The sequence below is a fragment of the Paenarthrobacter sp. AT5 genome (genome assembly GCF_032764245.1).
Taxonomy (GTDB): Bacteria; Actinomycetota; Actinomycetes; order Actinomycetales; family Micrococcaceae; genus Arthrobacter; species Arthrobacter ureafaciens.
Window position 1 is genome coordinate 184115 of sequence record NZ_CP136441.1, and the last position, 24511, is coordinate 208625.

A 24511-nucleotide genomic window follows, 5' to 3' on the forward strand; every position below is an offset into this window, starting at 1 on the left:
ACAATGCCTTCTACCAAGCTCCCTTAATTGGCATCTTCTTGTGTCTTATTCTGAAAAACATGAACCTGCCCCTGAACACCATTGCCATGCTGCACACGGTGCCCGGCCTGGTACCGGACATGGAAGCCAAGGCAAAGGATGCCGTTCCCGGCCTACGGGTCATGCACTACGTAGACGAGTCATTGCTCCACGACACGATTGCCCTTGGAACAACGCCCGGACATGTTCGGCGCCGGCTGGTCAACTATGCTCGCTACGCCGAAGAATCCGGCGCCCAGGCCCTGTTGGTGACCTGCTCCTCCATCGGCGAAGCGGCCACCGCCGCCACTGACTTCGTCTCCATCCCTGTCCTGCGCATTGACGCTCCAATGGCAAAGCAGGCCGTACTGACCGGCGAGAGGATAGGCGTGCTCGCGACCCTGTCCGCAACACTGGGACCGACCACCAGACTCGTGCAAGACTCAGCCAAAGAGCAGAACAAAAAGCCCACTATCAACCCCCGGATAGTCGGGGGCGCTTTCGACGCCCTGCGCGCAGGTGACCGCGGGAAACACGACAGTTTGGTGCTCGCCGCGTTCTCTGAGCTGGCAGGGGAGTGCGACGTCGTCGTTCTCGCCCAGGCGTCAATGGCCCGGGTCCTTAACGAAACCCTGGTCTCGCCCGACGGACCCACTGTTCTTGCTTCCCCCGACTCCGGGGTGGCCCAGCTCAGTGGTCTTTTTCCTTCCAAAGACTCGTAGCACCGTCCCTACCCGAGAAGGACATCACCATGTCAACCACTCAAATGAATACGGATGCCCCATGGTTGGGAGTTATCGCCGACGACTTTACAGGAGCCTCGGATGTGGCCGGCACTCTTGCCGGCGCCGGAATGCGGGTAGTACAGACCTTCGGCATCCCCGACTCCTTGATGCAGTTGGACAACGTTGACTGCATAGTGGTTTCCCTGAAGACCCGCAGCGTTCCCGCCGCTGAGGCAGTGAAAGAGTCGCTGGTGGCGGCACGTGCCCTCAGGTCCCGAGGCGTTCAGCAGCTCTACTTCAAATACTGCTCAACGTTCGACTCAACCCCCGAAGGCAACATCGGCCCCGTAGCAGATGCCCTTCGCAAAGAGTTCGTTCCCGCAGGCCAAGTCACTGTCGTCGCTCCCGGAACCCCGGCACTACAGCGGACCGTGTACAACGGCGTGTTGTTCGCAGGCACGGACCTCTTGCAGGAATCATCCATGCGCAACCATCCGCTGACGCCGATGACGGACTCGAGCGTGCCAAGGCTGCTCCAAGCCCAAACTAGAAACGTCGTGGGGCACATCGGTTACAGCGTTCTGGAAGCCGGTACTTCGGCAGTTCAATCCCGACTCCGGAGCCTGAGCGACAAAGGTGTCCATTACGCCGTCATCGACACACTGACTGACCGCCACCTCGCCGTGCTGGGCGCCGCAGCGCTCCAGCACCCGCTTGTCACCGGCGGCTCTGGGCTCGTCGGAGGACTTGCTGTTGCCCTTGGGCTCCGCGACACGCCAGACTCGAGGCGCGACGCCCGGCCATCAGGCCCGGCCGCCGTCATCGCAGGCAGTTGCTCGGAGATGACGAACGTCCAGATCGACACATTCCGGCAGTCCCGTCCCTGTTTCCTGGTGGACCCCGTGGCCGCCGCAGAAGGACGGGACGTCGTCGGCGAAGCGCTGCTGTTCGCGCGCGAAAATCTCGCGGACGGACCCATCCTGATCCATTCAACCACCACTCCACAGGAAGTCTCGAGGGCTCAAGAGGAACTGGGCCAGGCCCGGGCGGCGCAGATAACCGAAGACAGCCTTTCCGCTATCGCCGAAGGACTCGTCGCCTTGGGTGTCCGCCAACTCATAGTCGCTGGCGGAGAAACCTCCGGCGCTGTAGTCCGCAGGCTCGGCATCACCACGGCCCGTGTCGGGAAAGAGGTCTCTCCAGGCGTGCCATGGCTGACAACGAAAACCGGGCCGGGGCTGGCCATCCTACTCAAATCCGGAAACCTCGGAACGCGTACCCTCTTCCTTGATGCGTGGGAGCACAACCGGTGACCGAAACGGAAATCCGCACTGAACTCGTTCGACTGGCCAGGTCCCTGCACCAAAGAGGCTTGACCCGAGGAACCTCCGGAAACCTCAGCTCACGCGTGGACGGAGGAATGCTGATCACCCCCACCAACGCCTCCCTCGGTGACCTCAGAACAGACGATCTGGCCAGGGTCTCCGACACCGGCGAACACATGTCCGGGGCCAGCCCCTCAAAAGAGGCATTCCTGCACCTAGCGATGTACCTAGCCAGGCCTGAGGACAAGGCCGCAGTCCACCTGCATTCCCCCTATGCCACTGCCCTTTCATGTCTAGAGGACCTGGACGAGGGTGACGTTCTGCCACCTTTGACGGCGTACTTTGTAATGAGGGTTGGACGGCTTGTCCGGTTGCCATATTTTGCACCGGGAGACCAAGGACTGGCAGGGGTAGCCGAAAAAGCCGCGGCATCGAGCCGTGCCCTGCTGCTGGCCAACCACGGACCGATCGTTTCCGCGCCTTCCCTGGCAAAGGCAGTGGACGCCGTTGAGGAAGTAGAAGAAACAGCACGACTGTTCTTTCTCCTTCAGGGCCACGCCACACGACCCCTCCAACCAGCCCATGTGGCCCAACTCCACGCGAGCAGCACCTAGGAAGGGTGCGCATCGGATCACATCTTCTGATCCGGTGGAAAGATGGCAAATTGGTTGAGGGTTATCTCAGGGGAACACTCATATGTCTCAACAACGACGACATAGCCATCGTCGTACAGCATCGTGCAGGATTGTCCGATCTTGGTGGCATCTGCTGCAGGCAGCTAGGCGATTCTTCCGTCGAAGGCGCTGGCGAAGGCATTCAGGGCCGACTGCCATCGTGCGGCTCCATGGTAGTGGTCCTTGACCTATTCGATGGCACAGGTGGTGCAGATGACCCGGCAGATTTCCACGTCTAGCCTAGTCAGGGCACGAACTCGCTCCAGGCGTTCGCCCCAGCCGATGACTATGGTGTATATCGGCCGAGATTGTGGAGAACTCCTCGAGTGGTTCTTTGCTCCTACCTCTGGGGGTGTGGTGGAAGGAGACATTTCGTCCCAGTATTGCCGGGTGGGGGTAGCGGAAGGGACCCAGTTCAGGTGAATGATGCAGGTTTGGACCGCCGCCAGGGACCAGACCGGTGATGGCCTCCGGCAGGTCCTTGCGCCCGTCGCAGACCGTGATGCAGACGTCCTCCACGCTCGAGTCTTACGGTCAGTATAGAGAGTCAGAACTTTGCCTCTTCGCCGCCGCCCCCGCCGCACCGCCAAGTATGTCCAGTTCTCCGTTGACCGTGACGCCGAAGCGACGTAGACCTTGCCGGTATGTGCGCTGCCCGTCGCAGACCTCGTGGTGCATAGCATCAACAAACATCGGGTGGCCCCGGCTGTGGCCGGTTCCACCACTCATTCATGTCGCCGATGACCTTCTCAGTGATGGGTGAGATGGCACTTTGGAATCCCGAGCGCCGAATTACCTCGGCGAAGCGTGCCGCAATTTCACCCGAAGCTGCTGCAGTCGTGTGTCCTCTGAGTTCCGAGAGGATGGTGCTGGTGAGCCGCACGACTTCGTTGATGATCAGTAGCTCGATGCGCTTGGTGTTGCTGGCAACGACACTTGTGATCCAGCCGGTGATACGTTCTGCGCAACTGCTGATCCCGGCCTGCAACTGCTGATGTCGTGCATGAGGTTTGGGACTAGGTAGCAATTGGAGCCGCCAGATCCGAGGTGGTTGGGCAGAGAAGCGATGACTTCGGCATTCGGTCGAAACTACAAAACTGGCCCCTTCACCTTGTCGGGGGTTCAGCCGCGGCTGGGCAAGACGTTTGGAGGTGCAGCCAACTGCGTTTCACGATGTCCGGCCCAAGGGGCTGTCTTGCCTTTCTTGGGCAGCAATGAGGTGCTCGGCTGCCTTTTGGATGTGTCGTCTGATGGATGCGAGGAGGCCTTCCCTGTCACCAGCTTCCAGCAGATCAAGGATGTTTTGATGTTCTTCCACCAAGACTTCCATTTTGGGGTAGGAGACTTCCAAATTCAGGATGCACATCCGTGATTCAGTTGCCAGCGACGTGTAGATGCGGTCCAGACGGGAATTCCCCGCTGCGGCAACGAAAGATGAGTGAAACTGCATGTCCAGCCCGGCGATGGCTTCCCAGTTGGAATCGGCCGCATGCTTTGCCATACCGCCTACAATCTTCTTTAGGATTTCGATGGCGTGCAGGACGCTTCCCGGGCCACGATCCAAGAGGATGCAGGCAGCGGCGGACTCAATAGTTTCCCGGGCCGAGTAGATTTCCCTAAGGTCCTCCGGTTCAATCTTCAGGACAAATACCCCGTAGTTGCGCCGATAGATAAGGATCCCTTCCTGGCACAGGCGTTGAAGTGCTTCCCGGAGGGGACCCCTGGACGTGTTGAGCTGGCTCGCCACGAGGGATTCATTGATCTGTTGTCCAGGTCGGATGGTTCCTCGGACGATTTGTTCGCGCAGGTGGTCCGCAATCAGCTGCGCCGTCGGTCTCCCTTCCAGCGCAAACCGTCTTTTCGTTGCGGCCATTGATAGCCTCCTCGTTTCAGCGAATGCGTACTGCGTTTGGTTTAACAGCCATTGCCGGGATGAACCGTTGGGCGCGGACCGCTATTCGTGGAGTCCGGCGAGCCTGCTGCCGAATTTGGCCAGGAGGGAGGTCTCTGTGGAATCCCTGCGCTCTTCCCACCGGTCCGCGAAGCCAAAGAGGCTGTACATGCTGTGGACTCCCAGCCAGCGAAGGGGCTCGGGCTCCCACTTCGGTGCGCGATATCCCACCCAGGGAAGTGAGGTTCGTTCCGTCGTCCTGTCAAAGGCCAGTTCGGCCAGCGTCCTAGCGCCCAGATAGGCCGCTGTCACGCCGTGTCCTGCGTAGCCTGTCGAGGACCCTATTCCGGATGCTGAGTCCCATTGCACACCGCCGTTCCAGTCGCGGGTGACACCCAGGACTCCGGACCAGGCATGGTCCACTTCGAAGTTGATGCCTGGGAAGAAGGCGCCAAGCTTGGTGGTCAGCAGGTCAATTGTGGATTGGGCAGTCGCGCCTGCGCCCCCCGTGCCGGAGCCGTAGCGGTACGGCCGGCCCCTGCCGCCGATGGCGATCCGGCCATCTGCCGTTCGCTGTGAATAGATGAAGGTGTGCGCGGAGTCGTTGAGGTTCTGCGGCCCGTTCCAGCCAATCTGCTGCCACGCCTCCTCTGGCAACGGCTTGGTCACGATCATCGAAGAATTGATCGGAATGAGGCTCCTGCTCCCGAGCAGCTGTCCGGAGTACCCTTCGGTGCAAACGAACGTTTTGGCGGCAGTGACCCGACCGCCGTCCAGAGTGAGACTGTGGCCGTCTATGGCTCCTATCCGGCTGCCCTCGTAGATGCTCACTCCCATGCGGGTGATGGTGTCAGCGAGTCCGTAGACGAGTTTCGCTGGATGAATCCGGGCGCAATGTTTGTAGAACATTCCGCCGTGGACTGTGGAGATGTTGACTTCCTTCTGGAATTCTTCACGGGTGAGCAGGTAGACGTCCTCGTCGGTCAATCCGTACTTGCGCTCGGCGTCCCGCCTGGCAGCCAGTCGGCCGAGCCCGGCCTTGGTGTGGGCGGCTATCAGCGCACCGCTCTTAATCTGATCCGCATCAATGCCTTCGGCGTGAAGGATTTCCATGACGGCATCGACAGCGGCTATAAACTCTTGCTGCAGTGCACGGCTCGCCTCAATGCCGCCTTCGGACGCGCGGGCGAACTTGGCACGGTTACCGGCTGGCATTGCAGAGAGCCACCCGCCGTTCCGGCCGGACGCGCCGTAGCCGATCTGTTCCGCTTCAAAAACCGCGACCGAGAGTGAGGGCTCGAGCTTCTTGGCGAAGTACGCTGCCCAGAGTCCCGTGTAGCCGCCGCCGATAATGGCCAGGTCTACTGAACCTTCCCCGGTGAAACGGGGGTATGAGGGCCTCTTGTCCGCGAGTCCGGCCATCCAAAAGCCGAGCTCTCCGTTCCGGGGTTCTGCTGCAAGGGCTGTCATTGTTGTCCTTATTGTTTGTTGAAGCGTTGAGGTGTTCAGGCAGCGGTGTATCCGCCGTCGACGGGCAAGACCGCCCCGGTGATGTAAGAGGACTCCGATGACGCCATGAAGACAACGGCGTTTGCTACCTCTTCGGGTGTGGCGAGACGATGAAGTGGAATCTGCCCCTCGCGCTGCCGACGGTAGGCCTCAGGGTCTTCCCTGCGCTGGAAGGACTCTTCAATGATCGGGGTGGCGGTCAGTCCCGGGGCGACGACGTTCACACGGATATTCCGCTCAGCCCACTCGATCGCCGCACCCTTGGCAAGCATGATCAGCCCGCCCTTAGCCGCGGAATACAGGACTTCCTCGGGCTTGCCCACCATGCCGAGCCGTGAACTGATCAGGACGAACGAACCACCGGAGGCGGGCATCAGCGGTGCGAAGTGCTTCATCACCAGGAACGAGCTCAAGAGGTTGCTGTGAAGCGTGTTCTTCGCGTCCTCATAGGACATCTCCGTCAGCGGACCGCTGACCTGCAAGCCATGGTTGAGCACGACGACGTCAACGGTGCCGTAGGTCTCGGCGGCCTCCCGCGCGAGGCTTTCTACGAAAACTTCGGTATTAAGGTCTCCAGGGACATAGAGGTCCCCGGGTTGCGCACCATCGATCTGTTCCCTGCGACCGGTGAGCAGAAGGCGTGCCCCTTCGCGTCGGAATTGGGAACACACCGCTTGTCCGATTCCGCTATTGGCACCTGTGACCAAAGCTGTTACTTTATCGAGTCTCATGTCTGATTCTCCTAGTTGGGGTTTCTCAAGTGGGGCAGACCCGGGGGAGTCGTACCCGATGTGGTTAGCCGCAGGCTTCGACGGGTCCCGCGTTCCGCGGTGGTACCTGTGCAAGACCCCGGGTGAAAAAGCGATGAAGATGACATCAAGGCCGGCCGAGGCGAACACTTCCGCACCGCCAGATTGCCCGCATTGATTCCTATGCCCCCTTCCTTGATCTCAGGTCCTTGTTGAAGCACTTTCTGGCGAACAAAGTTTTCTAAAGCCTGTTGAAGCCTTATCCAGACTCGGAAGAGCAGGTTGGGCCCTGAGAAGCGGCCGCGCAGATCATCTGGATCTCGACAGGGGTGTTCAAAGGCAGTCCAGCGACTCCGATGGCGGTGCGGGAGTGCCGTCCATTCTCGCCCAGCACCTCGATGAGCAATTCGCTCGCCCCTTCCGCGACCTTGGACTGTAGACCGAAGTCCGGCAGGCTGGCCACGAACACCAACATTTGAACCACCCGGACCTTGTCAAGGTCCCCTACTGCCTGGACAGCGGCAGCGAGGCAATTCAGCGCGGCATGACGGGCCAACTCTTTGCCTGTTTCCAGGTCAACGTCGCGGCCAACGATGCCTTGACCCAGCAGCTTGCCGTTCCTGAAGGGCAGTTGGCCCGAAATGTGTATGCTTTCCCCGACCGTGTTGTGGTCCACGTAGTACGCATTGGCAGCCACTAGGGGTAGCTCCAGTCCGAGGTTAGCCAACCTTTCCACGGCAGTGTCACCCTTGACCGTTTGCGGCAATGGAGGGCTCATGCTGTAACCACCTCTCTATGAATCATGATTGAAAGTCCTGCTCCAGCTTGGTGTAGCCGTAAGCCCTTCGGCACGAAGTCAATCGTCCGAGCAATCCTCCAGTGAAGCTGAACGAATTCGTTGGCTGGGGTTGTTACGACATGAGCCTAAAGACCCTCTCTGGCCAATCGTTCAGTCGTCTTCAGAAAGACACGCCCAAGATGATATGTATGATTGTTGACAATCTTCAATCAGCGTACCCTTATCCCAAAAGCTCCGCAAGACTGCTCAGTGCTCAAATCTGCTAGTTGTTTTCCTACCTTGAATAGTCAACAATCATACGTATTAGGTATTCCGGGCCAGCAGAGGGTGAGTAGGACATGAGCAACTTTGAGTCGCAAGGCGGCGTTCAAGCCCAGACCGCTAAGGTGCCGGGGGCGGAATGGCCTGAGACGCTTATCAGCGTGCAGGACCTCAATCAAGCTCGACAGCGTATAAGCGGAGCATGTCTGCGCACCCCGGTCCTTTCGGTGCCAAATCCGTCCACCGGGGATGCCCTCTGGGTGAAAGCCGAGGCATTGCAGCGAACGGGTTCCTTCAAGCTTCGAGGCGTCGCCAACGCCATTGCAGCACTTGACTCCAGCGAGTCAACCAAGGGCGTCATTACCTACTCCGCCGGAAACCATGGGCGTGCGCTGGCATTTGCTGCAAGGCGCGCGGGGATTCCCGCAACCGTGGTCATGCCCGAGACAGCCTCGATGCTCAAAGTCCGCCAGACCAAGTCCGAGGGTGCAACCGTCCTACTTCTGCCCCCCGACGAGATAGTGACTCACACGGAGCATCTTTCTGCAGAACGTGGGATGACCTTTATCCCTCCCTTTGACGACGCGCAGGTGATTGCCGGCCAGGGAACAATCGGACTGGAACTACTGGAGCAGGTCGAAGGTCTGGATGTAGTCCTAGTTCCCGTCGGAGGTGGCGGACTTGCCGCCGGCGTAGCAACGGCAATAAAAAAGCACCGCCCCAGCGCGAAGGTCATCGTCGTAGAGCCAGAGCTGGCGGGAGATCTCGCAGAGAGCTTTGCTGTGGGCCGCCGAGTGGCCTGGACCAGGGAACAGACGCGGCGGACAATCGCTGACGGACTGCGCTCTCCAATGGTCGGCGATCTGCCCTGGGAACACATCAAATTCCTCGTCGATGATGTGGTCACCGTGTCCGATGACTCCATCGTGTCTGCCATGCGCTGGCTGGCAGAGCACGCCAAAATAATCGTCGAACCAAGCGGCGCAGTCGCGACCGCCGCCGTTCTCCAGCACTCTCAGAAACTCCCAGCCGGGACCACCGTTACGGTGGCGACCGGAGGCAACATCGACTTAGAGACGTTCGTTTCGATAGTGGGCACCTGATACGCCACTACGGTGACCAATAGGCTTATGATCGACCACCCCAGGCGGGCGGACCGCACAAGAACACGTGAAGAGGTACATATGAAGCTCAGTGATCAGATCGTGGATCACTTGCAGCGTGCCATCGTGCGCGGCGACTACGCTGCGGACAGTCGGCTCCCAACAGAAGCGGAGCTGTGCGAGAGTCTGGGAGTTTCCCGGTCCGTTGTCCGCGACGCATTGCGCACTCTCTCATCCCTGGGGCTCATCGCAGTTCGCCAAGGTCATGGTATTTTTGTGACCAGCCCAGACGATAATCAGCTGCTCCGTGCCCTCGCACTGCGACTACACAGATCAGATCTGAAAATGGGCGAGGTCATGGAAGCCCGGCGCATGATTGAGGGGGCCATCACCGCGGAAGTCGCCCACATAGGAACACCCGACGATTTCGCGAGGATTCGTGGCTTCTTCGAGCAATTTCGAACAGCGGTTAAGAACTCCCAGTGGAAAGATGCGCACATCGCACATTCGAACTTCCACCTGGCCATCGTCAAAGCCCTCCGCCTGCCGGTCCTGGAACTCATCCTGCCCCCACTCCAAGGGCTGATCCTCGGCAGTTCACTGCCTCCCGAGACCGACAAAACCGACATGTGGGATGTGGAGGCACACGAACCAATCGTGACCGCCCTCGAATCCGGTGACGCCGAGCTTGCCCGAGCTGCGATGCGCACACATTTCGACTACATCGACACACCGGAATATGCCGATTACAAGACCCTGCTCTTCCGGGACGCTGCAACCCTGCCCAGCGTCGTTCCCCAACCGGGCCCGCTCACTAGGACCGTCTCGAACTAGTACCACAGTCGCGTGTATTGGCACGTTTGTCATTTACGGTACTGGTGTTCGCATGTCGGTGTTGGATGTTTTTGGCGCCACTGTGAGCGGTGCAGGACGGATCCCGGGTCTGGGGGATGCTTACTCAGGCAAAGTGGTACGACGCCGGAGCTTGGGCCAAGAGAGTGTTCCGAGGCCCTTCCAGTCCGATTGCGGGGCCCCTTCCTTGCCCTTGACTGCGGTGAGGAATTCTTAGGCGAGCATCGAGAAGGTGTTAGGCCGGGAGTGGCCCGTATATTGGCGGACCTGATAGTCGTCCATCCCCGCCTCGCCTTTCGAAGTCTGGAAGGTTTCCTCGATGGCCCAGCGGTTCCCGGCGAAACAGGCCATCTGGTTAGGGTGACGCGGGCGCGTGGCAGATGAAACAGGCGAGTTAGTCTCTCTTGGCCAGCGAACGGCGGACCAGTACCACTGCTCCACACCCTCGTCCTCGACATAGTTGATTCGCGCTCTGGCCCAGGCGTGGTCTTGCACGCCCTTGGATCCCTCGCCGCCCGACCGGGTCCGCCGCTCTCCATGCGAGGTCTGCCCCGGCAGAATCGGCGCGTTATTGGTACCCAGGCAAATAGTGCAGCCCTAAGGTGCACGCCTCGCGCAAACACGTATTCCAACCAAAGGACTATCGTCAATTGTTGACAATTGTTAGAATGAGAGCACTTCCGAAGCCAGCGGGTTCGGGCCCGCGTAGACGAAAGGTTTGCCATGAAGAAGCGGCCAGTGTGTGGAATGCTCGGGACACGAAGCGAGACATCGCGAACAGGGCACTATTGCCCTGTATCGGGTTGGTGGACCGCCGCTGGAAGCGACGCAATGCCCAGGCTGATAGTCAAAGGTGAGATTATGCCGGCAGTGGGTGGGACAGCTGTCCTGTGGATCCTCAAGCCCGCCCAGGCACCTGGGCGCTCCGGCGCGCTTTGACCCCGGTTTCCTTGAGCAGTTCAAGCCCGTCCTCAATACTTGTGTGATGCCTCTTCCACAAACTCGGCCATCCATGGACGGCGCCCTCGGTGGAACACCATGCCTTCAGGAGGCCCCCGTACTTCGGGCATGGAGCCGGTGATGCCGATCGCCATTCGTCCCCTCGGCTGTGGGGGGCGTTGGGTCGTGTGCAGATCGCCAAAGGGGGGTGGGAGGTGCCGCTTCATCCAGAATCTGCCGCGAGAGACGTGCGCGTTGTAGCGCATGAGACTGGTGATCAGCTGGCTGGGAGTGGTTGCGACCCACGCTTGCGGCGAGCAGGCAGGCTGGCGGGGATCCGGTTCACCGTAGTTGTCCCGACTGAAACCGCAGAAAAGTTCAGGAAGGCCGCCTGAGTAGTCGGCTGCCTCCAAATAGGGCAGTAGCGATGCGCTGAGCTTCGTTGATGAAGCCAGTTACCGGCAGCGATGACGGCGTTGTCCCGCGGCCATGCAGAGCCGTTGTGGTAGCGGCAGGATTGTGTCGCCCGAGATGTTCAGCGGATGGGGGTTCGGACCCTGGCGACGGACGTGGGGTTCTTGGAAGCGGCGGCGGAGCATCACGCAGTCGTCCGCAGGGACTAGTGTTTCAACCAGACGCTACTCCTGCAAGATTCCCTCGATTTGGGCCGGAACAGTCTAAGTGCGTGGCGCCAGGTCAAGCTCAAGATCATCCTCGATGTGGAACAACCTCCGATCCCCAAGCCGGTCTATAACCCAAATCGTGGATCCGTCCTGGGTGCGGTCATCTACGGTGCCTCGATGATGAACAAACCCGTGCATGCGGAGCAGTACGTTGTCGCCTGGTTCAAGTGAGGTCCAAAGCGCAGTTCGCCTGCTTCGGGCACTGGAAGAGTCAGAGAAAGTCACGCTTAAGACTATCGTAAATTGTTGACAATTACTAGGGCTATGCGCAGAAAAGCCTCTGCCCGGTCCATACCAGGCAGAGGCCCTTTTCAAGGCTCAGTTTGGATGCTGACGCCTCAGTGTTCCGCGGGCGGGAGTTGCTAGGCGGTAATTTCCGTCACTTCCGGCGTGGAGGTCAGGTCTTCCACGGCTTTTTTCATGTGCCGTTTGATGGCCTTTTGCAGGCCTTGGCGATCCGCAGCTTCCAGATGGTCGAGGATCAATTGGTGCTCCTGGACGAGCGCGTCTATGCGGGGGTAGGCAACTTCCAGGCTGAGGATGCACATCCGCGTCTCCGCTGCCAGGGTCTGGTAGATCCTGATGAGCCGCGTGTTCCCCGTGCCGGAGACAAAGGCAGTGTGGAATTCCATGTCCAGCCGGGCCAGCGCCTGCCAGTCGGAAGCGGCAACCTGCTTTGCCATGTTCTTGATGATTCCTTTAAGCACACGGCAGGTGTCGGAAATTTTGTCTTGTCCCGAGTCAAGAAGCGTAGTGGCGGCAGCCAGCTCAACAGCTTCCCTCACCGCATAGATTTCGCGGATGTCGTCTTCGGAAAGTTCGGCAACGAACACCCCGCGGTTCCGTTTGCTGACCAGAATTCCTTCCTGGCACAACCGCTGCAAGGCCTCCCGAAGAGGGCCCCGGGAGGTGCTGAGCTGGCTGGCCAGCGCAGATTCATTGACCTGTTGTCCCGGGCTGAACGCTCCCTGGACTATCAGCTCCCTTAATTGATCGGCGATCAACTGTGCAGTAGGCCGGCCCTCCAATACGAACATCGTCTCCGGTGCCGCCATGACATCCCCTCATCTCGTTCTGTGACACATCGAATCTACTAGACCGCTATGGCCGTGTACTTGTACTCCAGGAATTCATCGATGCCCACCTTTCCACCTTCGCGTCCGAGGCCGGACTGCTTGACTCCGCCGAAGGGAGCCGCGGGGTTGGAGACAAGCCCGGTGTTGATTCCTACCATGCCGACTTCCATACCGGCGGAAAACTTCAAGGCTTTATCCATGCTTTCGGTGAAGACGTAGCCAACCAAACCCCACTCGGTGTCGTTGGCCTGCTGCAGGACCTCTTCTTCACTGTCGAAGGCTGTGATCGCGGCGACGGGGCCGAAGATTTCGGTGCTCATCAATTGCGCGTTGCCCGGAACGTCCACCAACACGGTGGGGGAGTAGAAGTACCCCTGCCCCTCCGGGCGTCCGCCGCCGGTGAGGACGCGCGCGCCCTTTGACACGGCATCATCGACGAGGCTTTGTACTTTGTCCAAGCCCTTTTGCTCGATGAGCGGTCCCACGTCGGTCCCGTCCAGTGCACCGTTTCCGACGCGAAGTTCAGACATCTTCTTGGCGAACTTTTCGCTGAACTCGGTCAGGACGGAGCGGTGGACGAAGAACCGGTTCGCGGCGGTGCACGCCTCACCCATGTTCCGCATCTTGGCTTTCATGGCCCCTTCCACCGCTTTCTCGATGTCAGCATCGGCCAGGACAATGAAAGGTGCGTTTCCACCCAGTTCCATGGAGGAGCGCATCACATTATCTGCCGCCTGCCGCAGCAGTACTTTGCCCACTTCCGTGGAGCCGGTGAAGCTGATCTTCCGCGCGAGGCCGCTGTCCGTCCAGGTCCTGACCACGACGGAAGCGGACGATGTGGTCACGACGTTGAGTACGCCGTCGGGCAGGCCTGCCTCCTTGAACAGTTCCACCAGCGCCAGGGAGGTCAGGGGTGTCAGCTCTGCCGGTTTGAAGACCATAGTGCAGCCGGCTGCAACGGCCGGGGCGATCTTCCGGGCGCCCATCGCCAAAGGGAAGTTCCAAGGCGTGACCAGGACCGAAGGGCCAACGGGTTCCTTCGTGACCAGTATCCGGGTGTTGCCGTCCACGGAGCCGGTGGCGTCTCCGCCGACGCGTACGGCTTCTTCGGAGAACCAGCGGAGCATGTCGGCGCCGTAGGCCACCTCGCCGCGGGCTTCGGCCAAGGGTTTGCCCATCTCGGCAGTCATGATCGCCGCAAGCCTTTCGGTGTTGGCGATGACCAGTTCGAACGCCCGGCGCAGGATGTCAGCACGCTCACGCGGGGTGGACCTGGCCCACTCTGCCTGGGCCCGTCCGGCCGCTTCGATAGCACGGGCGGCGTCTTCCGGGCCTCCGTCGGCAACGTGGGCAATGACCTCGTTGGTGGCTGGGTTCTCCACCGCAAACGTGGCGCCGGAGGCAGCCTTTTGCCACGTCCCGTCAATGAACAGGTCTGTTCGCAAGCTGCTGGGATCAAAGGAGGAGTTCATGCTAATTCTTTCAGTGAGCAGGTGGTCAGGACGTGGCAGTTTTGATCGCCTGGGTAAACCTGGCGAGGCCGGTCTGGATTTCGTCAGCGGTGACATTGAGTGCCGGTATGACCCGGATGACGTTGCCGTGGGGACCGCAGGTAAGAAGCAGGAGCTCCTCGGCGACGGCCGCCTGCTGCACGGCAAGTGCAGTGGCTGCGTCGGGTGTATTGTCCGGGGCGGTGAACTCGATGCCCTGCATCAGGCCGCGCCCTCGGACGTTGCCGATGACGGCGAACTCGGTCTGCAGCTTATCCAGCCCCGCCCGCAGCTCGTTGCCTCGGAGCAGGGCGTTTTCCACGAGGTTCTCGCGCCGGATGACGTCCAGGGTTGCCACCCCGGCTGCAGCTGCGACTGCGTTTCCTCCGTAGGTGCCACCCTGGGATCCAGGCCAGGCCTTGCCCATGAGTTCGGATGACGCGGCAATGGCCGAAATAGGGAAGCCGCTTGCCAGGCCCTTGGCCGTAATGACGACGTCGGGGCGGATTCCGGCCCAGTCATGTCCCCAGAACCTGCCGGTGCGGCCGACACCGGCCTGCACCTCATCGATGATGAGCACAATGCCGTGGCGGTCGGCCCTTTCCCGGAGGCCCTGAAGGAAAGCCGGCGGGGTGGGGATGTAACCGCCGTCACCAAGCACAGGTTCAATGATGAACCCGGCCGTGTCGCTGGGGTTGCTGATGGTCATCAGCAGGTAGTCAAGTTCCTTCAGTGCGAAGTCGACGGCGGTTGCCTCGTCCCAGCCGTGCCGGTACCAGTGGGGGAACGGGGCTATATGGACGCCGCTCATCAGTGGGGAGAACCCCGAGCGGAACTTGGTTCCGGCTGTGGTCAGCGATGCCGCAGCTACAGTCCGGCCGTGGAAGCCGCCCTGAAAGGAGATGATGTTCGGGCGGCCCGTGGCCATGCGCGCCAAGCGAATGGAGGCTTCCACGGCTTCGGAGCCGGACGTGGCGTAGAAGACGCTGTCCAGCCCTTCCGGCAGGACATCGCCAAGGAGTTCGGTGAGTTCCAGGAGGGGCTTGTGCATCACGGTGGTGTATTGGGCGTGCACGATCTTGCCCACTTGCTCGCGGGCTGCGGCGACCACGTCCGGGTGGCAGTGACCGGTGCTGGTGACACCAATTCCGGTGGTGAAGTCGAGATACTTCTTGCCATCAGTAGCGTGAATCCAGCTGCCCGCCGCATAGTCGACCACCACGGGGGTCGCCTGCTTCAAAATGGGACTGAGAGTTGCCATGTCGTCATACTTTCTTAGTAACTGTAGATTGTCAACAATAGGCGATGCATGTCACAGCCTATTGCTTCGCGGGGTTTGTTCAGCGGGGGCTGAAACGCTGGGGTCGGACGAACTCCAAGCCGTTGAAGATCTGTTTGCCGAGTGCCTCAGCAGCCGCTATCTCGCCATAACCCGAGGCCATTTTGAAACCAGCGCCAGAGAAGCCTGTAGCGGCATAGACCCTGCCGGTGTCTCCCACGTATCCCAGAAGCGGGTTCCGGTCGCTGGTGAAGAGGTCGGGGAAGGCATCCGAGCGAACGATTGTGGGCACCAGGCCGGGGAAGAACTCGGCGACGGTTTCCATGGTTTCGGCGATTTCTTCTTCGGACAGTTCCCGGTTTATGGCTGCGGGGTCCAGGGCCGGCCTGCCGCGCCCGTCAAGGGTGGCCTTGACGGTGGCACCATCCACGGCCGGCGCGCCATACATGGAACGGTCTTCGTAGATGCGGCTGAAAACGGGGAAACGTTCGGGCGCGAACTCCTTGGGTTCCCGGGCTACGAACCAGGAAAGGAAAACCCGTCGGGTTTCGACGTGTTCCTTTGCGTACACCGGCAGCAGTTGCCGGGACCATCCCCCCGAGGCGACAATAACCTGCTCAAATGTCCAGGACTCCCCACCGGCTGTGATGACGACGCCGTCCTCCGTTTCGGTGATGCTGTCAATTGCCGTTTTGGTGTGGACCGTTGCGCCATTGGCCCGGGCTGCGGCAATGGCGGCGGTGACGGCCCGATCGGTTCGTAGGGCGCCGGAATTCGGGTCGAAGACGGCGACGTCGTCGGACCGCAGATTGTGCTGCGGGTAGCGTTCGGCCAACTCCCGGTGGGACAACAGATGATGCTCTGCTCCCGTTATCCCGGTCGTTTCGAGTACGCTGGCAAGGTACGCCCCTTGGGCTGCTCCGATGGAGAGCCCTCCGCAGCGTGTGAGGATGTCCTGGCCGGTTTCGGCCTCAAGTTCAGCCCAAAGTTCCTTGGAGCGCTGCATGATGGGGTAGTAGCCCGGATGCCCCTTGTAGATCATGCGGAACAGACGCGTATCACCGCCGACGGCGCTGCGTCCGTGGGCGGGATGCTTCGCTTCAAATCCGGTAACGGAGTCCGTCAGTCGGGAGGCCTGCCAGAGGGCCATACTGCCGATGCTGCCCAGGCCGATGACGGCGAGTTTTCCATCTGTCATGGTTAGAGGACCTGCTTCAGGAATGCTTGCGTGCGGGGTTCTTTAGGGTTGCTGAGGATTTCGCGGGCGTCGCCTCGTTCAACCACGATGCCGTCGTCCATGAAGATGAGGGAATCGGAGACTTCGCGGGCGAAGCCCATCTCGTGGGTGACCACCACCATGGTCATGCCCCTCTTGGCCAGATCCTGCATGACGCTGAGGACTTCACCAACCTTCTCGGGGTCCAGCGCCGAGGTGGGCTCATCAAAGAGGATGATGTCAGGGTCCATCGCCAGGGACCGTGCGATGGCCACGCGCTGCTGCTGGCCGCCGGAAAGCTCAGCGGGATAGCGATCCCCGAACTGACCCAAGCCAACGCTGGTGAGCAGCTCCTGGGCTCGCTTGGCTGATTCCTTCTTGTCCGCCCGCTTGACCAAAACGGGCCCGGACATGACGTTCTCCCGGGCGGTCATGTTCGGGAACAGGTTGAACTGCTGGAAAACCATTCCGACGCGTGTCCGCTGCTGTGCCAGCTTCTTGGGCGGCAGGGCGTGGTAGGCATGATCGGTTTCGTAGTACCCGAAGTCTTCACCATTGACTTTCAGGACGCCGGAATCAACAGTTTCGAGGCCGTTGATGCAGCGCAGGAGAGTGGACTTGCCCGAGCCCGAAGGGCCGATAATGCAGCAGATCTCACCGCTGGCGACCTCGAGGTCCACGTCTTTGAGAACCGTCTTGGGTCCGAAGGACTTTCGGATGCGGCTGGCTTGGATGGTACCGGCGGTGCTCATCGTGCGATTCCTTCCGGTGCGGTCAAAGTGACTTTTTTGGATTTGCGGGGGATCCGGACGGAGGTGTGCGAGTACTTCTGTTCGAGCTTGGACTGCGGGTAGCTCAACACCAGGGTCATGACGAGATACCAAAGGCTGGCCACAATCAGCAGCGGAATGGTCTCGTACGTGCGGGCGTAGATCAGCTGGGCGCTCTGGAGCAGTTCGGCCACGCCCAGGACGGAGACCAGGGAGGTTTCCTTGAACATGCCGATCACCTGGTTGCCCGTGGCCGGAATGATGGAAGGCATCGCCTGGGGGATGATGACCTTGCGCATCTTCATGGCACCGCTCATCCCCAACGAATCAGCCGCTTCGATCTGTCCCTTGCCCACGGCGGAGAACCCGCCACGGACGATCTCGGCCATATAGGCGGCCTCATTCAAGGTCAGACCCACCAGCGCGGCGGTGATCGGACCCATCAAGGCGTTCGTATCAATCGCGGTGCCAATATCAGTGAAGGGAATACCGATAGACAGGTTCGGGTAAAGGGCGGAGATGTTGAACCAGAAGATCAGCTGCACCAGCACAGGGGTCCCACGGAACAATGTGATGTAGGCGCCCGCGGCGATGGCGATGGGTTTGACGCTTGATGCCCTCATGATGGCCAGGAGCAGCCCCAGCAGGGTACCGAGGGCCATGCTCGCGATGGTGAGGAAGATCGTCAGCATCAGTCCGCGCAGGATGGATTCCGCCGTGAAATACTTCGCTACCGTTCCCCATTTGAAGTTCGGGTTGGTGGCAACGGAGTAGAGCATGCCGGCACCCACGAGGATCGAAACTGCCCAGGCCACGTACTCGAACGTGCTGCGCCGCTTCAGTCGCGGCTTCAACGCGGGATCCATGCCGTCCACTGTCTGTCTGCTCCGGTCAAGGGTTGCTTGCTTCATCATGAACCTGCTAGTTCAATTTGGCGTCAGTGATGGCGCCTGAATCCAGGCCCCAAGTCTTCAGAGATTCCTGATACTCCGGGGTCCCAAGGACCGACTGGATAGCCGCCTGCATAGCCGGGGTCAGCGGCGAACCCTTTTTAAGGCCGGCGGCAGATAGGTCGCTGGAGCCGACGTTGACCCGGCCCAGGAGAGTGAAGGAGTCCGGCTGCTGCCTGGCTGCCCAGCCGAGAGCGGTTGTGTCATAGAGGATGCCGTCGATGCGCTTGGAGTGCAGCTGCGTCAGAGCTTCCTGAATGTTGGGCAGCGTTACAGCGTTGATCGCGGGCTGGCCCTTGGAGGTGCAGGTCTGCTCGCTCAGTGCCGGAAGGCGCTTGAGCTGACCGGTAGAGCCCTGCGTCACTGCAACATTCTTGCCACACAGGGTCTCCATAGATAGGTTCAGCGGGTTCCCTGCCGCCACAACGACCGAGTTGCCGGCCTTGAAGTAGTCGATCATGTCCAGGACCTTCAGGCGCTCTTCGGTCTTGGCCATTGTGGTGACGGTAAAGTCGAAACGTCCGCCGTCCAGACCCGGGATGATCGTGTCGAACTTCGTGTCCACGAACTTCAGTTTCAAGTCCAGCTTCTTGGCGATGAGCCGGGCGACGTCCGGGTTCAAGCCGATCGGTGTGCTGTTGTCCTCGGCCAGGAACGTCGTGGGCGGGTAGTGAAGGTCCATGGCGACCGTCAGTTCACCCTTGTCCTTGATCGACTGCGGCAACAATGCCACCGCGGCTTGGTCAGGCTGCACACCCTCGGAGATGTCTCTGGTGTTGTTGGTCAGGCTGGTGTCCGCCGACTCACTGCTGGCGGAGTCGCTGTTGGCGGCACCTCCGCATGCGCTCAAAGCAAGCAGCAGGGCTATGCCTGCAGCCGTTGTCTGTGCCTTGAATATGGTCTTCATGATGCTTCCCTTCGAGGGTTTCAGCTGGGGGAGGATGTGACAGTCATCAGGAGAGTTATGTGCGTCCCGTCGATGTTCGATGGAGCGGGAATGTGATGAGGATCTCTCCTGTACCTAAGAGCAATGCAACCCCTAAAGAGGTCGATTGTCAACAATCCACAGATAACTTTTTGGTGATATGTTACGTTGAGATTTTGGATTGAATGTCGAAAACTGTTGACAATTGACAATTTTCCCTTCTACAGTCGAGTATCTGGCAGCAACCCCGTGGCCGCTCCAGCCCGGTCTGGTTCGCTCCCGTTGAACATGTCCATATCCAGGGCAGACCCGCCCCGCCTCCCGAATGAACGGAAATTGCCATGGCAGAGACCAACTTCCGCCCGAAGTACATCTCCTTCGATGTCTACGGCACGCTCATCAATTTCGACATCGATCCAACTACCCGTCGACTCCTGGATGGTCGCATTTCCGAGGATCAGTGGCCGGAGTTCAAGAGGCAGTTCCGCGGCTACCGGTTTGACGAGGTCCTTGGTGACTACAAGCCGTACGAGCAGATCCTGCAGGACTCCTTCGATCGCGTGTGCAAGCGGTGGGGAATCGGACCCACTGAAGGTGCAGGGGCGGCGTTTGCAGATGCCGTGCGCGGTTGGGTTGCGCACGACGACGTGCCGGCTCCGTTGAAGCTGATGGGCGACAACTACAAGCTGGTGGCTCTCTCCAACGCGGATGACAGCTTCCTGGACATCAGCATCCCCAAGCTCGGCGCCGAATTCCACGCAGTGCTGACCGCGGAGCAGGCACAGGCCTACAAACCGCGCTACCAGGCCTTCGAGTACATGCTGGACACCTTGAACGCCAAGCCTGAGGACTTCCTCCACATTTCTTCGCACACCCGGTATGACGTGCATCCGATGCACGACCTGGGCTTCCGGAACCTTGTGTTGCTCGACCGTGGCTATGACCCTGTCACTACGGGCTACGACATGTTCAGCGTGAAGTCCCTCGACGAGATCAATAAGCACCTCGGTCTCTGATCCCGATTCCCTGAGGCGAAAGGCCATCCCGTGAAACTCATCCCTTACTGGCTGGACACAGCCGAGCCTTCCGGTGACTACCGCAGCACGCCCGTGCCGGATAACGTCGACGTCGCGGTTATCGGTGCCGGCTTTACAGGCTTGTCCGCTGCGCTTGAGTTTGCCCGGCAGGGCGCGAGCGTCGCGGTCTTCGAACGCCACACCGTGGGCTGGGGGGCATCCGGCCGCAACGGCGGAATGGCCACGACCGGGCTCGCCATCGGTTTCAGCTCAGCGGTCAAGCGGTACGGCGAGGCCCGTGCCGTGGAGTACTTCCGCGAGTACAATGACGCGATCGACAGCATTGAGAAGCTGGTCCATGACTACGCGATCGATTGTGACTTCAACCGCTTCGGCAAGCTCTCGCTGGCCTACCATGAGTCGCACAACGACGGCTTCAAAAAGTCCCAGGAGTTGCTGGCCAAGCTCGTGGACCACCATGTCACGCTGATTCCGAAGGCCGATATCCATAGCGAGATCGGAACCAACTTCTACCAGGGCGCCATGATGGACCCCTTGGGAGCCGGACTCCACGTGGGCAAGTTCGCCCACGGACTGGCCGGCGCGGCAGCCAACGCCGGCGCACAGATCTGCGAGAACGCAGGCGTGACGGAACTGAAGCGGGTCAACGGCACGGTTTATGACGTGCATACGACGCGCGGCATCGCGCGGGCGAAGCAGGTGCTCGTGGCCACCAGCGGATACACGGGCAACGTCACCCCGTGGATGCAGCGCCGGGTGATTCCTGTTGGCAGCTTCATCATCTGTACCGAACCGTTGCCGGAAGACGTGGTCAACCGGATCCTGCCGAATCGCCGGATGGCTTCCGACAGCAAGATGCTGACCTACTACTTCCGGATCACCCCGGACAACAGGCTTCTTTTCGGGGGCCGTGCCAGGTTCGCGCTTTCCAGCCCGGACTCGGATGTCAAGAGTGCCGCAATTCTCCGCAAGGCCATGCTCGAACTCTTCCCGTACCTGTCCAACGCAAAGGTGGATTACATCTGGGGCGGACTGGTGGACCTGTCCATGGACCAGATGGTCCACGCCGGGGAGCACGATGGACTTTTCTACTCGCTCAACTACAGCGGGCATGGTGTCCAGATGGCGGCCCACATGGGCAAGCGCATGGCCCATTACATGGGAGGGGACAAGTCCGCGAACGTGTGGGGCGACTTGAAGAACCCCCCGGTGCCGGGCCACTTCGGCCCGCCGTGGTTCCTGCCCTTCATCGGCGCTGCGGCCAAGATCATCGACCGCGTGAAGTAACCCCGCTTCAGGCAACACAGCAAGTATCAATCAGTAAGGCTTCGGATGACGACAAAGACAACCGTGGGTGGGCTGCGGCCAAAATCCGTCGGAGAGACCGCCTACCAGCGGACACAGGTCGCAGACCTGCAGGGAGGCGCCTTCTTTGAAGGAACCTGGCAAACGACGGACATGACCGTCGAAGTCCGGGATCCTGAAGATGGGCTCCTGCTGGGAACCGTCTGTTCGTCCACCCCGGAGGACGTGCGACGCGCCGTTGCCCACATCCACCGGCATTTGCTGGAGGTTGATTGGCCCCTGCGCCGGCGTAGGGAGTCTTTGGAAAAGGCGGCTGAATTGCTTCGCGGACAGGCGGTACGTTTCGCCAACATCATTGCTGCAGAAAGCAGCAAGACCATCAACGAAGCCGAACGTGAAGTCCTCCGTTGCATCGAGACGCTCAGGCTTTCGGCTGCTGCCTCCGGAGAGCTCCAGGGCGAGACCCTGGCTTTCGAAGACAGTTTGGCAGGCACGGGAAAGCTTGGTTGGTACAACCGCAAGCCTGTGGGAATCGTTGCAGCCATCACGCCGTTCAACGATCCGCTGAACCTTGTGGCGCATAAGCTGGGCCCGGCGCTCATCGGAGGCAACGGCGTCGTGCTCAAACCTTCCGGACGGACGCCCCTGACAGGGCTGGCCTTCATTCAGTTGCTATTGGACGCTGGAGTACCCGCCGGGCGGGTGGCTGCAATCGTTGCGGGCCCGGGCGTTTCCGAGGCCCTTGTGACTGACCCCCAGGTGGACTTGATCTCTTTCACCGGGGGGCCAAAAACGGCGGACAGGATTGCTTCATCCGCCGGCGCCAAGAAAATCCTCTCGGAACTTGGCGGCAACAATGCCACGATCGTCTGCGCTGATGCGAACGCAGGAGAAGCTGCGCAGGCGATCGTGGCAGGGGCTTTCGGCGTGGCTGGCCAGAACTGCCTGTCCGTCCAGAGGGTCTACGTACACATTTCACTCTTCGAACGGGTCCTTGATGACGTTGTGCGCGGAACCAAAGCGCTGCGGTCCGGCCCGAAGCTGGAACGCACAACAGATATCGGGCCCCTCATCAGCGAAGCGGAGGCGCGGCGCGTGGAGGATTGGGTGGAAGAGGCGAAGGCCGCTGGTGCCACCGTCCACGTCGGCGGACGCCGGCATGGTGCACACTATGCGCCAACTGTCCTCACGGACGTACCGTCCGCGTGCCGTGTGATCCGGGAGGAAGTCTTCGGCCCGGTGGTTAGTGTTCTCCCATTCATCGAGGTCCAGGATGCTGTTCGTGCGGCCAACGACACGGAATTTGGCCTTCACGCCGGCGTCTTCACTGAATCGTTCAGAGAGGCCCTGGCCATCGCGGAGAAGCTGCACGTGGGATCGGTGGTTATTAACGAGACCAGTGATGTGCGGATCGACTCGATGCCCTTCGGCGGCTTCAAGCGCAGCGGCGTAGGAAGGGAAGGCGTCAAGCACACGGTTCGCGAAATGACCGAACCAAAGAACACCATCATCCAATTGCCTGAGCCATCGCCAGGCTGGCAGCAGTTCGCCGCAACCACGATCGGAGCAGTATGACCACCCACAAAATTGCCGTTATTGCCGGTGACGGGATTGGCCAGGAAGTTGTTCCGGCCGCGCTGGAGTGCCTGGAACGAATCGCCCGTCTTCATTCCCTGGACCTGCAATTCACGCACTTCGACTGGGGTTCGGACTACTACCTGCGCCACGGCCGGATGATGCCTGAGGATGGCCTTGAGCAGCTGGCCCAACATGCGGCTATTTTCCTGGGTGCTGTCGGCTCGCCCCAGGTCTCCGACGCGGAATCGCTGTGGGGTCTGTTGATCCCCATTCGCCGTGAGTTCCAGCAGTACATCAACGTGCGTCCGGTCAAAACGCTCGACGGCGTGAAGTCGCCGCTGGCGTCGAAGGAACCGATCGACATCCTCATTGTCCGTGAGAACAATGAGGGCGAATACTCGGAAATCGGCGGACGCATCTACCGCGGGCAGCCGCACGAAAGCGCCGTACAGGAGACGATTTTCACCCGCCTGGGAGTCTCCCGGGCAGCACACTACGCGGCATCCCAGGCTTCTTCACGGGGCCGACGACTGACTTCGGCCACCAAGAGCAATGGCATCATCCACACCATGCCGTTCTGGGACGAGATTGTTGAAGAAGCGGTCCGGCTCTATCCGGAAGTTACCCTTACCAGCGAACTGGTGGACGCCTTGGCCGCCCACTTGGTGTTGAAGCCGTGGACTTACGACGTGATCGTGGCATCCAACCTGCTCGGGGACATCCTGTCGGACCTCGGGAGTGCTGTGACAGGGTCCATCGGCGTAGCTCCGAGCGCCAACTTGAACCCCGAAGGCGACTTCCCGTCGCTCTTTGAGCCGGTACATGGTTCAGCGCCGGACATTGCGGGCATGGGACTCGCGAATCCTGTCGGCCAGATGTGGTCCGGGGCAATGATGCTGGAACACCTCGGCCACCCGGAAGCAGCCAGGCACCTGCAGACGGCGTTCGAGTCAGTCCTCCGTGAAGGACTCGGAACCCGCGATGTCGGCGGGACATCGTCCACCTCCGAGTTCACCGCAGCGGTCCTGGCCACCATCGACGCCATCGATGCCGTTCCGTCCGTCGACGCTGCCAACACCCCCGTGGCAGTACCGGCATCGCCATCATCGTGAGCACCGACACAGCGACCAACATCCGCCCCAACCATCACTTCGGCCAGTCCGTCAGCGGTGGTGAATCGCACGCCTGCCTGTTCGCGGACATCATCCAAGAGGGCCGCCAGCGCTTTCCGATGCAGAAAGGCTACAACCGGGGCATCACCCAGGCATCGGAGACGTGGACCCATTTGAAAAAGAACGTCGCGTGCCAGTTTTGCCGAAGCGCCAGCGAAAACGAATGCCATTGGTAAGGCACGCTT

General features: G+C 60.4%; 23 protein-coding genes. 11 read left to right on the forward strand and 12 right to left on the reverse strand.

Annotation, left to right across the window (positions count from 1 at the left end):
- Positions 1-59 precede the first annotated feature (59 nt).
- From RI444_RS00875 to otnC, 3 genes are read left to right on the forward strand one after another with little or no spacing between them, the layout of a single operon-like run.
- Complete coding sequence (locus RI444_RS00875; RefSeq protein WP_144648890.1) at positions 60-740, forward strand: aspartate/glutamate racemase family protein; 681 nt, start codon at positions 60-62, stop codon at positions 738-740.
- Between the two features lie 29 nt (positions 741-769).
- Entirely contained in the window at positions 770-2056 is a 1287-nt protein-coding gene (gene otnK, locus RI444_RS00880) for a 3-oxo-tetronate kinase (RefSeq protein ID WP_207605258.1), read from the forward strand.
- Positions 2053-2682, forward strand: a complete 630-nt coding sequence (gene otnC / locus RI444_RS00885) for a 3-oxo-tetronate 4-phosphate decarboxylase (RefSeq protein WP_144648889.1) — start codon at positions 2053-2055, stop codon at positions 2680-2682. Before otnK ends, otnC begins: the two co-directional genes overlap by 4 nt.
- A 742-nt stretch (positions 2683-3424) precedes the next feature.
- Here the strand turns inward: otnC and RI444_RS00890 are convergent.
- From RI444_RS00890 to RI444_RS00910, 5 genes are all read right to left on the reverse strand, one after another.
- Complete coding sequence (locus RI444_RS00890; protein WP_144648887.1) at positions 3425-3730, reverse strand: hypothetical protein; 306 nt, start codon at positions 3728-3730, stop codon at positions 3425-3427.
- A 180-nt stretch (positions 3731-3910) separates the two neighbouring features.
- Complete coding sequence (locus tag RI444_RS00895; protein WP_144648885.1) at positions 3911-4615, reverse strand: GntR family transcriptional regulator; 705 nt, start codon at positions 4613-4615, stop codon at positions 3911-3913.
- Between the two features lie 81 nt (positions 4616-4696).
- Complete coding sequence (locus RI444_RS00900) at positions 4697-6103, reverse strand: NAD(P)/FAD-dependent oxidoreductase (RefSeq protein WP_242703175.1); 1407 nt, start codon at positions 6101-6103, stop codon at positions 4697-4699.
- Positions 6104-6138: 35 nt separating this feature from the next.
- Positions 6139-6873 (reverse strand): SDR family NAD(P)-dependent oxidoreductase, encoded by a 735-nt coding sequence (locus tag RI444_RS00905; protein WP_144648883.1) that lies wholly within the window; start codon positions 6871-6873, stop codon positions 6139-6141.
- A gap of 277 nt (positions 6874-7150) precedes the next feature.
- Positions 7151-7669, reverse strand: a complete 519-nt coding sequence (locus RI444_RS00910; RefSeq protein WP_144648881.1) for a RidA family protein — start codon at positions 7667-7669, stop codon at positions 7151-7153.
- A gap of 359 nt (positions 7670-8028) precedes the next feature.
- On the opposite strand from RI444_RS00910, the gene RI444_RS00915 reads away from it, so the two are divergent.
- The 3 genes from RI444_RS00915 to RI444_RS00930 all read left to right on the forward strand — a co-directional run bounded on the left by RI444_RS00915 (position 8029) and on the right by RI444_RS00930 (position 11699).
- The gene (locus RI444_RS00915; RefSeq protein WP_144648879.1) at positions 8029-9054 is read left to right on the forward strand and encodes a threonine/serine dehydratase; all 1026 of its coding nucleotides are present in this window, start codon (positions 8029-8031) and stop codon (positions 9052-9054) included.
- A gap of 27 nt (positions 9055-9081) precedes the next feature.
- Positions 9082-9888, forward strand: coding sequence for a FadR/GntR family transcriptional regulator (locus RI444_RS00920; RefSeq protein ID WP_207605257.1), 807 nt, complete (start codon positions 9082-9084; stop codon positions 9886-9888).
- Positions 9889-11507: 1619 nt separating this feature from the next.
- Positions 11508-11699: a hypothetical protein gene (locus tag RI444_RS00930; protein WP_207605256.1), complete on the forward strand. Its 192-nt coding sequence runs from the start codon at positions 11508-11510 to the stop codon at positions 11697-11699.
- 191 nt (positions 11700-11890) lie between these two features.
- On the opposite strand, the gene RI444_RS00935 is transcribed toward RI444_RS00930, so the two are convergent.
- The 7 genes from RI444_RS00935 to RI444_RS00965 all read right to left on the reverse strand — a co-directional run bounded on the left by RI444_RS00935 (position 11891) and on the right by RI444_RS00965 (position 19216).
- The gene (locus RI444_RS00935) at positions 11891-12583 is read right to left on the reverse strand and encodes a GntR family transcriptional regulator (RefSeq protein ID WP_144648874.1); all 693 of its coding nucleotides are present in this window, start codon (positions 12581-12583) and stop codon (positions 11891-11893) included.
- Positions 12584-12621: 38 nt separating this feature from the next.
- The gene (locus RI444_RS00940; RefSeq protein ID WP_207604652.1) at positions 12622-14076 is read right to left on the reverse strand and encodes an NAD-dependent succinate-semialdehyde dehydrogenase; all 1455 of its coding nucleotides are present in this window, start codon (positions 14074-14076) and stop codon (positions 12622-12624) included.
- A 25-nt stretch (positions 14077-14101) separates the two neighbouring features.
- A complete protein-coding gene (locus tag RI444_RS00945) occupies positions 14102-15355 on the reverse strand; it encodes an aspartate aminotransferase family protein (protein WP_144648872.1) in 1254 nt (417 codons plus the stop codon).
- Positions 15356-15434: 79 nt separating this feature from the next.
- A complete protein-coding gene (gene solA, locus RI444_RS00950; RefSeq protein ID WP_207604653.1) occupies positions 15435-16571 on the reverse strand; it encodes an N-methyl-L-tryptophan oxidase in 1137 nt (378 codons plus the stop codon).
- Positions 16572-16573: 2 nt separating this feature from the next.
- Positions 16574-17341: an amino acid ABC transporter ATP-binding protein gene (locus tag RI444_RS00955; RefSeq protein ID WP_207604654.1), complete on the reverse strand. Its 768-nt coding sequence runs from the start codon at positions 17339-17341 to the stop codon at positions 16574-16576.
- Complete coding sequence (locus tag RI444_RS00960) at positions 17338-18273, reverse strand: amino acid ABC transporter permease (protein WP_242703073.1); 936 nt, start codon at positions 18271-18273, stop codon at positions 17338-17340. Before RI444_RS00960 ends, RI444_RS00955 begins: the two co-directional genes overlap by 4 nt.
- Positions 18274-18280: 7 nt before the next feature.
- Positions 18281-19216 carry an ABC transporter substrate-binding protein gene (locus RI444_RS00965; protein WP_144648869.1) on the reverse strand — a complete coding sequence of 312 codons (936 nt, stop codon included), beginning with the start codon at positions 19214-19216 and terminating at the stop codon, positions 18281-18283.
- A gap of 359 nt (positions 19217-19575) precedes the next feature.
- Here RI444_RS00965 and RI444_RS00970 point away from each other — a divergent pair, with 359 nt between their 5' ends.
- From RI444_RS00970 to RI444_RS00990, 5 genes are read left to right on the forward strand one after another with little or no spacing between them, the layout of a single operon-like run.
- Positions 19576-20250 carry a haloacid dehalogenase type II gene (locus RI444_RS00970; RefSeq protein WP_144648868.1) on the forward strand — a complete coding sequence of 225 codons (675 nt, stop codon included), beginning with the start codon at positions 19576-19578 and terminating at the stop codon, positions 20248-20250.
- A gap of 30 nt (positions 20251-20280) precedes the next feature.
- On the forward strand, positions 20281-21558 hold the full coding sequence (locus RI444_RS00975; protein ID WP_207605255.1) for an NAD(P)/FAD-dependent oxidoreductase: 1278 nt from the start codon (positions 20281-20283) through the stop codon (positions 21556-21558).
- A 45-nt stretch (positions 21559-21603) separates the two neighbouring features.
- Positions 21604-23151, forward strand: coding sequence for an aldehyde dehydrogenase family protein (locus RI444_RS00980; protein ID WP_207605254.1), 1548 nt, complete (start codon positions 21604-21606; stop codon positions 23149-23151).
- Positions 23148-24266, forward strand: coding sequence for a tartrate dehydrogenase (locus tag RI444_RS00985; RefSeq protein ID WP_207605253.1), 1119 nt, complete (start codon positions 23148-23150; stop codon positions 24264-24266). Before RI444_RS00980 ends, RI444_RS00985 begins: the two co-directional genes overlap by 4 nt.
- Positions 24263-24502, forward strand: a complete 240-nt coding sequence (locus tag RI444_RS00990; RefSeq protein ID WP_144648864.1) for a hypothetical protein — start codon at positions 24263-24265, stop codon at positions 24500-24502. Before RI444_RS00985 ends, RI444_RS00990 begins: the two co-directional genes overlap by 4 nt.
- Positions 24503-24511 lie beyond the last annotated feature (9 nt).